This is a genomic window from Simplicispira piscis, assembly GCF_054783455.1.
This window is the reverse complement of the sequence record NZ_BAAGQN010000003.1, coordinates 1-12100: the sequence shown is the minus strand read 5'-3', so window position 1 is coordinate 12100 and position 12100 is coordinate 1. Positions and strand designations below refer to the sequence as shown.

Genomic DNA, 12100 nt, shown 5'->3' with positions numbered 1-12100 from the left:
GTGGCTGCTGCCAGCGACCCACTGGCCGTTGATCAGGCCTTGGGTCTTGAGCAGGCTGGGGTCTTTGAGGGTGGCGAGGGGCGTGGACATAGCGGTTTCACTCCGGGGAAAAAGGTCAAGGGTAAAGACAAAGAGTGCAGGTGGGTGTCACGCAGGCGGTCTTTGTCAGCGTTGCAAAAATATGAGTCTTTTTGGCTTGTAACGCTTTGCTGACGAGCGTTAATAGCTATTGAATTCGTAGCTTTCCGTCGTGCCGGAACGCAGTGCAGGGTCATTGGTCGATGATGCGCCGGGCAAAGTGTTCCAGGTAGTCCATCAACTGGTTGGCACCGGCCACGGCATGGTCTTCGTTGCCGGTGGCAATGCCTTGTGCCAGGTGCATGTGGGCGCGGGCGCCTTCGGCCACATCGCCTTCGTGCTGGTAGGCATACCAGAAGCGGCGGCACTGCACGATGAGCGGAGCCACGCATTTCACGGCGGAATGGTTCTGGCTGGCTTGGTGCACCACGATGTCGAGCTGGTGGTCGGCCAGCATGTAGTCGTCCAGATCGCCGCGCTCGGCGGCCAGCACCATGGCCTGCCCGCAACTGAGAATGGCTGCGCGTTGGGGCGAGGTGGCGCGGCGGGCCGCGCAGGAGGCCAGCAGGCGTTCGAGTGCGCGGCGCGTCTGGATCACATCCAGATGGTCGGCCAGGTCGATGTTGGAGACCTGCAGCCCTCGGCGCGGCAACTGCACGATCAGCCCGATGGAGACCATGCGCAAGAGCGCCTCGCGTACCGGCGTGCGGCCCAGGCCGGTGCTGTCGGTAATGTCTGCTTCCACCACAGGGCTGCCGGGCTGCAGTTGCAGGGTGGAGATCATGGCCTCGATGGCGTCGTAGGCGACGTCAGCGGCACGCCGCTTGGGTTGCATTTCGGAGATGTGGGGTGCTGTAGATGTTGTCATGGACGGAGCAAACGGGGCAGAGCGCATAAGGGATAGATCTTATGCGCCCGCCCTGCGCAGGGCCTGGTCAGAGCGCTGCCCCGGCTTTGCGCAGCTCGGCAATCTGCGGCGCCTTGGGCAGCCAGAGTTTGTCGAAATCAGCGATGAGGCCGTCGGGTTTGAAGTCTGCCGCCGTGTGAAACGCAATCGGCGTGGCCTTGAATTTTTCGATCAGGCCGGCTTCGGTGGTGACGATGTCGTTGATCTGCGCGTCCAGCGACTGCGCCACCAGGCGGCGGATGAGGTCTTTGTCCTTCGCATCGAGCCCTTGCCAGATGCGGCCCGACACCAGCGGCGCAAACGGCATGAACAGTGCGTTCATCTGTAGCAGCGATTTCGCCACCTTGTCGAAACGCTGGTTCCACGAGAATTCGATGTCGGCCTCCAGCCCGTCGACCTGGCCGTTGCTCATGGCGTCAAACACCGCAGGCGTGGGGATGGGCGTGGGCGCGGCGCCCAGCATTTGGTAGAAGTCGCGGTACACCGGGGTGGGGTTGATGCGCAGCTTCAGGCCCTTGAGGTCGGTGGGCACCTTCACATCCTTGGTGGCAAACACGGCGCGCATGCCGGTAATGCCCCAGCCCAGGCCGATGGTGCCGGTCTCGCGCGGCAGCACGTCCAGCAGCTTCAAGGCCTGGGGTGTTTTGACGAGCTTGGCCACGGCCGGTGTCGAGCGCACCAGGTAGGGCGCGTTGATGGCCGCCACGCTGGAGACGCGCGTGCCCAGTTCGGCAGCCTGGATCCAGCCCATGTCGAGCGCGCCCGATTGCATCTGCTGCATCATCGCCGCCTCGTTGCCCAACTGGCCCGAGTGGAAGACCGTGACGCTCAGGCGCCCGTTGGTTTCCTTCTTCAGCGCTTCGCCAAACTGCAGCGCGGCCCGGTTCCATGAGTGCCCGGCGGGCGTGATCAGGCCCAGGCGAAATTCCTTGGCCGAATCGGCGCGCACGAGCGACGGGAAAGCCAGGGGCGATGCGGCTGCCAAGGCGGCAGCAGAGGTCTGGATGAAGTGGCGGCGGGTGGTTGTCATTGGCGTCTCCGGGGGGTGGGTCAGGGTGAGGGTGAAACAGACGGGCACATCAACGCACGGTGCTACTTGAGCAGGCCGAGCGACAGGCTGGGGAACAGCGACAGCACCACCAGCGCCACGCAGCTGATGATGAAAAACGGCAGGGTGACGATGAACATCTTTCCGGGCTTCGCTCCGGTCACGGCAGACGCCACGAAGAAGCTCAAACCCACGGGCGGCGACATCAGGCCCAGCACCAGGTTGATGACGGCCACCACGCCAAAATGCCGGGGGTCGATGCCGTAGACCTCGGTGGCAATCGGCAGCAGGATTGGCACCGTCATGATCAGGCCCGGGATACCGTCAATCACCGTACCGATGACGAGCAAGATGACGTTGGTCAGCAGCAAAAAGGTCACCGGGTCATGCGCCACGGTCTGGATCCAGGCGGCCACCGCCTGGGGCACCTTGCCGTAGATCAGCAGCCACGAGAACACGGCGGCGGCAGACACCAGGAACAGCACGATGGCCGAATACATGGCCGAGCGCAGCAGGATGCGTGGCATGCTGGCAAACGAAAATTCCCTGGTCACAAACCGCCCCACCAGGGCAGCCGCCACGGCGCCCACGGCGGCCGCTTCGGTGGGGTTGGCAAAGCCGCCCAGAATCGAGCCGACGATGACGATGGGGATCAGCAGCGTGGGGCTGGCGCCCAGGGCGGTGCGGGCGCGCTGGCGCAAGGTGCGGTATTCGCTGCGTGGGTAGTTGTAGAAGAAGCCCATGCAGGCGATCACCACAAAAAACAGCAGCGTGAGCAGGATGCCGGGGATGATGCCGGCAATCAGCATGTCGCTCACGGCCACCTGGGCCAGCACGCTGTACACGACGAACATCACCGAGGGCGGAATGATCGGCCCCAGCATGCCGCCATAGACCGTGATGCCCGCTGCAAAGGTCTTGTCGTAGCCCTGCTTTTCCATCTCGGGCACCATCACCTGCGACATGATGGCCACCTGCGCCGTGGCCGAGCCGATGATGGACGCCACCATCATGTTGGCCAGGATGTTCACGTAGGCCAGGCCCCCTTTGACCGAGCCGATGAAGGCCATGGCCAGCTCCACCAGCCGCCGCGTGATGCCACCGCTGTTCATGATTTCGCCGATCAGGATGAACAGGGGGATGGCGATCAGCCCATAACTGTCCACCCCGGCAAACATCTGCAAGGGAAACGACTGGAACAGCACCGTGCTGCCTGAGTTGAGAATAAAGACGACACCCGCCAGGCACAGGCAAATGCCAATGGGCACACCCACAAGCAGGATGGCGAGAAAGAAGAGGCTGGTGATCATGGGAGGGTGTGACCAGGGTTGTGTGCCGTGTTGAAAATCAGTTCACCGCGTCTGCGCTGACCACATCGAAACCGGGGTGCACCAGCCGTGGAGACGCTTCCAGCTCTTCCAGGAGATTGGCAAAGGCGTGCACTGTGAGGGTGAGTGAAAAGATGGGAAGAATCAGCTGCAGCACCCAGGTGGGCCACTCCAGCGTCTGGGTGCGCTCGGTGTAGATGAAATTGAAGCTGGCCTCGGCGTAGTCCTTGGCATTGAAACCGGCTGCTGCAATGCCGCGCGGGTCCATCCACACCCAGCACATCCACACGAGCGCCAGTGCAAACACCAGTACGCCGAGGGTGGCGATGACCTTCAGTACCTTGGCGCCGCCGGGCGGCAGTTGGTCGGACACCAGCCCCACCGCAAAGTCCATGCGCAAGCGCGTCATGACCGATGCGCCGACAAAGGTGAGCCAAACCATGGTGAACACTGCTGCCTCATCCACCCAGTAAATGGGGGTGCCGGAGTAGCGTGTGACGACGTTGAGCAGGATGAGCAGCACCAGCAGCCCCATCAAGACCGTGAGTGCGGCGCGCTCTGTGCGCAAGACAGCAGTAGACAAAGCCATGGCCCAGCGCACGGGTGCATGTGACGCTGCGAGGGAGGGGGAAGGCACTGGGCGGTCAGACATGGAGCGAAGGTGCAGACCGGACTTGGTCATGCAGGTATTTTGAAGATATGCTGTAAATATATTAGTAAATTACAAGCATTCTTACTAGGGAAAACCAGTGATTTCTTCAACTTTTTAGCCCTGTACGCACGCCGCAGCGCACAGGGCTTCGCGCTCAGTCAGCGAGTTGCACGATGTCCCGGTACATCGCTGCCGGTACGGCAATGCCTTCTGCCTGGCTGCGCTCCCGCGCTGTAAAGCGGCGCTGTGAAGGCAGGCGGGCCTGGTCGGAGATGGCGTGCAGAAGGTGTTCGGCCCGTGCGGTCTGGGCGTCTGCGTCGCCACCGCCCAAGGCCAGCGGATCGAACGCAAGAATCAGCTCGCCGTGGCAGGGAGTGACGCCTGCGCCGTCGTCAAAGGCCAGCGATTCACGGCTGGTCCAGTCGCCAATCAGGGCACCTGCCATCAGTTCCACCATGGTCGAGAGCGCAGAGCCCTTGTGCCCACCAAACGCCAGCATGGCGCCGCGCGCAACGGCGACGGGGTCGGTGCTGGGCTGGCCATCGGCGTCCACGCCACAGCCTTCGGGCAGCGGCTGGCCGGCGCGGCGGTGCAGCTCCAGGTCGCCGCGGGCGATGGCGCTGGTGGCAAAGTCAAAAACATAAGGAAAGGGCCCCGGGCGCGGCCAACCGAAGGCGATAGGGTTGGTGCCAAAAAGCGGCTTGCTGCCGCCGACCGGCGCTACCCAGGCGTGGCTGGGTGTCAGTGCCAGGGCTGCCAAGCCGTGCGCGGTGATGGCTTCGATCTCGGGCCACAGAGCCGAGAAATGAAAGCAATGGCGAATGACCAGCGCACCCAGGCCGTGGCGGCGCGTGGCCTCGACCAACGCTGGTAGGCCGCGCTCGAAGGCCAGCGGCGAAAAACCATACTTCGCATCGACCTGCACGATAGGGCCGCCGCTGGCGGTCACCACGGGCACCACCTCCAATTGCACCTTGCCTGCGCGCACGGCATCGACACAGCTGATCAGCCGGTACACCCCGTGCGACTGGCAAGCGTCGCGCTGGCCTGCGACGATGACTTTGGCAATCGCTTGAACATGCGCATCAGACAGGCCCATGCGGGCCAAGGCGCGGTGAACGAGGTTGCTCAGTTCCGCTTCAGGGACATGCACCATGGCTGGGGAGGGGGAGGAAGTAGGGTTCATGCCTTGGAAGTGCTTTCGGTCATAGGTTCGTGAATAAAGTCGGGGGCTGCAGACGCGAGGGTGGACAGGCGTGCGGGTGAAAGCAAGTGCCGCGCGGGCTGCGGCGCCCAGCCGTACAGCACCTGGGCCGCCGCGCCGCAAATGCGGCCCTGGCAGGCGCCCATGCCGCAGCGGGTGTGCAGCTTGGCATCTATCCACCCACTGCGCTGTTGCAGGTCGCTGTGCGCCACATCTTCGCAGCGGCAGACCAGGGTGTTGGCGCGGGGCAGGGCGGCCAGCACTTGCGCGCGCACCGGGAAGTGGCGGTGCAGTGCATCGGCAAATGCATTCCAGCGCGCCAAGGTGTTTTGCAAGGTCTGCGCAGCCTCTGCATTGCCTGCGGCGGCGTGGCCTGCCATGGCGCCTTGCACCAGCGCCCGCTCACTGCCACCAAAGCCGGTGCATTCGCCAGCGGCGTACACACCGGGTACGCTGGTTCGCATCAACGTATCAACTTGCAGGCCGTTGCGGTCGCCCAGCGCGCAGCCGAGCATTTGCCCCAGGTGGGTGTTGGGCACCAGGCCAAAACCGCAGGCAACGCGGTCGCAGTCCAGCAGCTCCGTGCTGCTGCTGCGTTGCAGGCGTACCTGTTCGACCTGGGCGCTGCCCAGAGCTTCGAGCACATGGGTGTTGGCGCGCAGGCTGGGGTGCAGCAGCGTCGGCGCCTGCAGGGCTTTGGCGGGCCAGCGAACCAGTTGCGCCGCAAACGCGGCCAGGTCACGCCACGGTGTGTGTTCGGCCACACGCACCACATGCGCGCCTGCCTTGCGTGCGGTGGCTGCGGCTGCCAGCAACAGCGGGCCGGTGCCTGCGATCACGATGCGCTGGCCAAGCACATCCACCCCGCCTTTGATGAGCGCCTGCAGTCCCCCGGCACCCGTAACGCCGGGCAGCGTCCAGCCGGGGAAGGGCAGCAGCAGTTCGCGCGCACCGGTGCAGAGGATGATCTGGCCCGCGTGCTGTGTCCAACCGCGCGTGGTGTTTTCCAGAATCAGGGCGGGCGCATCGCCTGCGTTGGCCCGGTCGCCCAAGCCGACCACGCGGGTGCCATTGAGCACTTCGATGTTGGGGTGGTGTGCCAGGCTTTCGCGGTGCTGGCGTGCCAGTGGCGGCAGTTGCACGCCGGGACCGTCGCGCCAGATCTGCCCGCCGGGGGCGGGATTGTCGTCCACGACGGTGATGCGCATACCGCTGGGCGCTGCGGCGAGTGCCGCCGCCATCCCGGCAGGGCCTGCGCCGATGATGAGCAGGTCGCAACGGGCCTGCGGTGTGGGTGTCATGTGGCACCTCCCGTGTGTGCGGTGCTGGTTGCAATGAGCATGCCGTCCTCGCACACTGTCTGGCAGGCCAGGCGTTCGCGGCCATTGATCAGTACGCGGCACTCGTGGCACACGCCCATGCCGCACAGCGGTGCACGCCACTGCCCACTGACCGACAGGCGCGTGCGGCCCGGTGGTTGCTGCGCGAGAGCGGCGGCCACGCTGCTGCCTACAGGTATGCGCACCCGCGTCCCACCCACCTGCACTTCGACCATGGTTGCTGTGTTTTTCATGCGGCGTGCTCCTGCACAAACCGTGTGGGTGCATAGGGTGTTGGGTCCATCGGTGCCGCCGTGCCGAGCATGCTGGATGCAATCAGGCTGGCCGTCGCAGGCGCCGTGGTCACGCCCAGGCCCTCGTGCCCCACCGCGAGCCACAAGTGTTCGTGCTCTGGGTGGCGTCCGATGATGGGCAGGCCGTCGGGCGTGGCAGCGCGAAACCCGGTCCAGGTGCGGATGGCGTTGCGCTCGGCCAGTGAGGGCACGTATTCGATGGCCCGGCGCAGCATTTTCGCGAGCACGGCGTTGTCCACCGCCGGATCCAGTGTGTCGAATTGGCGCGACGACCCCAGCAGCCATTGGCCGGTGGGGCGTGGCTGCAGGTTGAAGGCCACCGAAGTGCCCTCGGTCTGGTGTGCGTTTTTGACGTAGCCCAGCTCGACCAGCTGGTGCCGTACGACCGCGCTGCCCCGGTCGGTGATGGCCAGGTGCCCCTTCTTGGGGCGAATGGGCAGTTCGGGGCAGAACTGCGTGGCGTGGATGCCCGCGGCCAGCAGCACGGCGCCGCCTTCGCGCACGCTGCCGTCCTGGCAGTGCACGCGGCGGCCTTCAATGCGGCTGACGCGCAGATTTTCGACCTGGACAGGGGTTGAGGCATGGCACAGCAGCCATTCGGCGGCGTTGGGTGCATAGACCATGCTGTCGCCGCCCACCCGCAGGGCGCCATGCAGGCCGGGGCGCAGCACAGGCTCCAGCGCAGCGAGTTGTGGGGCGCCGAGCAACTCGCAAGCAATGCCATGCGCGTGCAGGCGTGCGCGTTTGTGCTCGGCTTCCTGCATCTCCTGGGCATCGGCCGCGACCCATAACGTGCCGCAGTGGGTGAAAGCCGTGCTGGGCGCCTCGGCGGCCATGCGCGGCGCCCAGGCGTGCCACTGGGTGAGCGAGGCCTGGCTGATGGCCAGCTCGGCGGGGTTGTCGTCCATGACCACCAGGTGGCCCATGCCGGCGTTGGTGGCACCGCCCAGGCGTGCGTCGAGCACCAGAACGGACTGGCCCGCATTGGCCAGCGCATGGGCACACGCTGCGCCGACGATGCCGGCGCCGATGACGATGACGTCAGGTTTGCGCATGCGGCGTTAGAGCTGAATGCCCCAGCCAAAGGGGTCGTTCGACTCAATCAATAGCGTGGCTTCGGCGCTCATGAAAGCGCGGCCGCGCAGCGTGGGGATGAGCTGGTCGCCCTCCATGGCATAGCTGGCTTCGAACTGGCTGCCAATGATGCTGGCCTGGCGCCATACTTGGCCCGGTTGCAGCTTGCCGTCGGCCGCGAGGCAGGCGAGCTTGGCGCTGGTGCCGGTGCCGCAAGGCGAGCGGTCGTAGGCGCCGCCGGGGCAAAGTACAAAGTTGCGGCTGTCGGCCTGGTCGTCGTCGGCAAAGAGTTCGATGTGGTCGATGAGGCCCCCGTCGCTGCCGCGCACGCCTTGGCCCTCCAAGGCCTTTTGCACGGCGATGGCAAAGGCCGTGAGTGCTGCCAGGTTGCTGCTCTCCACGCGCTGCTGGTGCGCTGTCACCAGGAAGAACCAGTTGCCGCCCCAGGCCACGTCGCCGGTCACGGGCCCGTGGCCGGGCACGTCCACGGTCAATTGGTGCTGCAGGCGGTAGGCCGGCACGTTGCGCACGCTGACGGAGCCGTCGTCGTGCAGCGTGGTCTGCACGGTGCCCACGGGCGTTTCGATGCCGTGCACGCCGGGCTGGATGCGGCCCATGTGCGCAAGCGACGCTACCAGGCCAATGGTGCCGTGGCCACACATGCCCAGATACCCGCTGTTGTTGAAGAACACCACACCCGCAGCGTTGCGCGCATCAACCGGCGGGCAGAGCAGGGCGCCAACGATCACGTCGTTACCGCGTGGCTCCAGCACCGTGGCGGTGCGCCAGCGGTCGTGCTGCGCGGCCAGCAGGGCGCGGCGCTCGGCCATGCTGCCATTGCCGAGATCGGGGAAGCCGCCCACCACCAGCCGTGTGGGTTCGCCACCGGTGTGGGAGTCGATGATTTGGATGCGGTGCATAAAAAATCCAAAAAAAAGGCCTACAAAGCTGCAGGCCACAAGCCCCCGCGCAAGGCGGGAGCAGGAGACGATCAGTAGCTTGCCAGTGGCACCGGTGCTCCGTTGCGGAACGTCAGCACGGTGATGGGGGCCTGCTTCAGGTTGCCTTTGTCGTCGTAGGCGTAAGTGCCTGCAACGCCTTTGTAGCTCAACTGGTACATCTGTGCACCCACCTTGTCCGGGCTGGTGGCGTTGGCCTTTTGCATGGCATGGGCAATGAACTGCGTCTGGTCGTAGTAAGAGGCGGCATAAGCATCCGCGTCGCGCTTGAAGCGCTCCTTGTACTTGGCCTTGAAGGCGCTGCCGCCTTCGACCTTGTCGAGCATGGTGCCGCCCTGGGCGCAGATCACGGTGTCATTGACCGCATCGCCGCCGAGCTTGCCCACTTCGGGGCTGCACAGGGTGTCGCCGCCCAGCAGTTTGGCGTTGATGCCCAGTTGCTTCATTTGGCGTGCCATGGGAGCGGCTTGGGGCGCATAGCCACCAAAGAAGATGGCCTGCGGCTGCTTGGCTTTCAGGCTGGTCAGGATGGCGAGGAAGTCGGTGGACTTGTCGGTGGTGAACTCCTGGCCGACGACGGTCAGGCCCAGCTTCTTGGCTTCCTTGGTGAACTCTTCGGCTACGCCCTGGCCAAAGGCCGTGCGGTCGTCGATGACGGCGACGTTCTTCACCTTCATCACGTTGGCAGCGTACACCGCCATGTTCGAACCGATCTGCGTATCACTGGCGATGATGCGGAACAGGTTCTTGTAACCGCCTTGCGTGACCTTGGGGTTGGTGCCCACGGTGGAGACCATCGTGCCGCCTTGGCTGTAGACGCGCGATGCGGGGATGGTGACGCCCGAGCAGTAAGGGCCGAGCACATATTGGACTTTGCTGTCCACGAACTTTTGCGCAACGCTGACACCGGTGCGGGCGTCGCACTGGTCGTCTTCGGAGACCAGTTCAAACTTGAGCGTCTTGCCTGCGACGGCGATTTTTTTGGCGTTCAGTTCTTCAATGGCCATGCGAACACCGTTCTCGTTGTCCTTGCCGGCAAAGGCGTTCGGACCAGAGAGCGGGCCGCTGTGGCCAATGGTGATGACTTGTTCGTCCGCTTGGGCGGTGCCAGCGAAGGCGAGTGCGACGAGTACAGCGGTACTGGAAATGGCAAATTTCATCAGGAATCCTTTCGGTGAAACGGGGCAGGATACAGAGTGAACCTGGTTTAAATGCATTTCCAGTGCTTCTATTAGAAATGCTCTCAGGGGTGTAGCGCCAGGCAACGTTGCACCCCTGTCCATGCACCTTCTCAGGCGACCGACTGGTACTTGCTTGGGCGCGTTTCCAGCGCTTTTTTCACAATGCGCTCAATGAACGCACGTTCTTCGCCAATCACCGGCAGGCGCGGGCGGCGCATGTGCTCGGTGCCGGTGCCGACGAGCAGATCGATCAGCTTGAGGTTCTGCACCAGCTTGTTCGACACGTCGAGGTGCAGCAGGGGCGTCATCCACTGATAAAGCTTGAGGGCTTCTTCGTACTGACCGGCCTTCATCAGGTCGTACAGCGCCACGGTTTCGCGCGGGAAGGTGCAGCCCACGCCCGCCAGCAAACCGTCGCAGCCCAGCGCCAGGCCTTCAAACGCCAAATCGTCCACGCCCAGGAACAGCTGAAAGCGGTCGCCCAGCGCCAGGCGCAGGTCGGTGATGCGGCGGATGTCGCCACAGCTTTCCTTGATGGCCACGACCCATTCGCAGTCGGCCAGTTCGGCAAAGTGTTCGGGCTTCAAGTCCACGCGGTAGGCGATGGGGTTGTTGTAAACCATGATGGGCTTTTTGGCCGCTTCAGCCATGGCACGCACATTGGCGATGGCTTCACGGGCGTCGGCCACGTAGATGACCGAGGGCATGACCATGTAGCCGTCTACGCCCAGGGCATTGGCGCCCTTGATGAAGCGCAGGGCTTCGCTGGTGGAGGTTTCCGAGACGTTGGCCAGTACGGGGATGCGGCCCTTGGCGGCCTCGATGGCAATGCGCGTGACTTCGAGCTTTTCTTCCAGCGACATGGTGCTGAACTCGCCCAGCGAGCCGCAGGTGACGAGGCCATGGATGCCGTTGCGGATTTGAAAGTCGATGTGGCGCGCGGTGCCCTCCGCATCAATGCTCTCGTCGGCGTGGAACTTGGTGGTGATGGCGGGGAAGATGCCTTGCCAGCGGGGATTGCTCATGGGTACTCCTAGTGCTACGGGTTGAATGGTTGATATATTAATAAGATATTTAAAAAATGACACTAGGGTAAACCATGGAAAGTGCGCGCAGTGAGCGCGATTGGCGGGGGTGTGGTCAGGGGCGGACGATGCACTGGGCCAATGGGCAGACGATGCGTACAAGAAAAAACCGCCTGCACCAGAAGGTGAGGCGGTTTCAAGTAAAAAATGGCTCCAGCGCTTATCCATCAAGCGTTAATAGCTATCAATTCAGGATTCTTTGATGTCCTTGCCTGCCTGCGTTACTTCTGGATATCGCCCAGGCACAGGTACTTGATCTCCACATAGTCGTCCATGCCGTAGTGCGAGCCCTCGCGCCCCAGGCCCGACTGCTTGACGCCGCCAAAGGGTACGTGCTCGGTGGCCAAAATGCCCACGTTGATGCCCACCATGCCGTATTCGAGCGCCTCGCCCACGCGGAAGATGCGCCCCACATCGCGGCTGTAGAAGTAGCTGGCCAGCCCGAACTCGGTGTTGTTGGCCGCATCAATGGCCTCCTGCTCGGTCTCGAACTTGAAGACCGGGGCAAAGGGGCCAAAGGTTTCCTCGGTAGCGCACAGCATGTCGGCACTGGCGTTGGAGATGACGGTGGGCTCGAAGAACTGGCCTGAGCCGAGCGTCTTGAGGCGCTTGCCGCCGGTCACCACCTTGCCGCCCTTGGCGATGGCATCTTGAACATGGCGCTGCACCTTCACGAGGGCCGCTTCCTCGATCAGCGGGCCCTGGTTCACACCTTCGTCAAAGCCGTTGCCTATTTTTGCGGTCGCCACCTTGGCGGCAAACTTCTGCACAAACTCGTCGTAGACACCGCTTTGCACATAGAAACGGTTGGAGCACACGCAGGTCTGGCCGGCGTTGCGGTACTTGCTGGCAAAGGCGCCTTCCACAGCGCTGTCGATGTCAGCGTCGTTGAACACGATGAAAGGCGCATTGCCACCGAGTTCGAGCGACATCTTCTTGATGGTGGGCGCG

The 12100-nt window shown here is 63.8% G+C and carries 12 protein-coding genes; all 12 read right to left on the bottom strand.

The features are described 5' to 3' along the window. Window positions 1-271 precede the first annotated feature (271 nt). Window positions 272-946 carry a GntR family transcriptional regulator gene (locus ACYVOC_RS01285; protein ID WP_116003685.1) on the bottom strand — a complete coding sequence of 225 codons (675 nt, stop codon included), beginning with the start codon at window positions 944-946 and terminating at the stop codon, window positions 272-274. 67 nt (window positions 947-1013) lie between these two features. Next, complete coding sequence (locus tag ACYVOC_RS01280; protein ID WP_461160607.1) at window positions 1014-2015, bottom strand: TRAP transporter substrate-binding protein; 1002 nt, start codon at window positions 2013-2015, stop codon at window positions 1014-1016. A 62-nt stretch (window positions 2016-2077) separates the two neighbouring features. Next, window positions 2078-3343, bottom strand: coding sequence for a TRAP transporter large permease (locus ACYVOC_RS01275; RefSeq protein ID WP_461160606.1), 1266 nt, complete (start codon window positions 3341-3343; stop codon window positions 2078-2080). A 37-nt stretch (window positions 3344-3380) separates the two neighbouring features. Continuing rightward, entirely contained in the window at window positions 3381-4013 is a 633-nt protein-coding gene (locus ACYVOC_RS01270) for a TRAP transporter small permease (RefSeq protein WP_461160609.1), read from the bottom strand. Window positions 4014-4167: 154 nt separating this feature from the next. Next, on the bottom strand, window positions 4168-5169 hold the full coding sequence (locus tag ACYVOC_RS01265; RefSeq protein WP_461160608.1) for an Ldh family oxidoreductase: 1002 nt from the start codon (window positions 5167-5169) through the stop codon (window positions 4168-4170). A 26-nt stretch (window positions 5170-5195) separates the two neighbouring features. Beyond that, window positions 5196-6518: an FAD-dependent oxidoreductase gene (locus tag ACYVOC_RS01260; RefSeq protein WP_461160605.1), complete on the bottom strand. Its 1323-nt coding sequence runs from the start codon at window positions 6516-6518 to the stop codon at window positions 5196-5198. Continuing rightward, window positions 6515-6790, bottom strand: a complete 276-nt coding sequence (locus ACYVOC_RS01255; protein ID WP_199562967.1) for a 2Fe-2S iron-sulfur cluster-binding protein — start codon at window positions 6788-6790, stop codon at window positions 6515-6517. The genes ACYVOC_RS01260 and ACYVOC_RS01255 overlap by 4 nt, the downstream gene beginning before the upstream one ends. Next, complete coding sequence (locus ACYVOC_RS01250; RefSeq protein ID WP_461160604.1) at window positions 6787-7905, bottom strand: NAD(P)/FAD-dependent oxidoreductase; 1119 nt, start codon at window positions 7903-7905, stop codon at window positions 6787-6789. Before ACYVOC_RS01250 ends, ACYVOC_RS01255 begins: the two co-directional genes overlap by 4 nt. 6 nt (window positions 7906-7911) lie before the next feature. Then, window positions 7912-8844 (bottom strand): 4-hydroxyproline epimerase, encoded by a 933-nt coding sequence (locus ACYVOC_RS01245; RefSeq protein WP_461160603.1) that lies wholly within the window; start codon window positions 8842-8844, stop codon window positions 7912-7914. Between the two features lie 71 nt (window positions 8845-8915). Then, window positions 8916-10043: a branched-chain amino acid ABC transporter substrate-binding protein gene (locus ACYVOC_RS01240; RefSeq protein WP_116003692.1), complete on the bottom strand. Its 1128-nt coding sequence runs from the start codon at window positions 10041-10043 to the stop codon at window positions 8916-8918. 131 nt (window positions 10044-10174) lie between these two features. Then, the gene (locus ACYVOC_RS01235; protein WP_116003693.1) at window positions 10175-11089 is read right to left on the bottom strand and encodes a dihydrodipicolinate synthase family protein; all 915 of its coding nucleotides are present in this window, start codon (window positions 11087-11089) and stop codon (window positions 10175-10177) included. Between the two features lie 281 nt (window positions 11090-11370). Continuing rightward, window positions 11371-12100, bottom strand: a 730-nt coding sequence (locus ACYVOC_RS01230; protein ID WP_461160602.1) for an aldehyde dehydrogenase family protein, incomplete at its 5' end; no start/stop codon positions are given.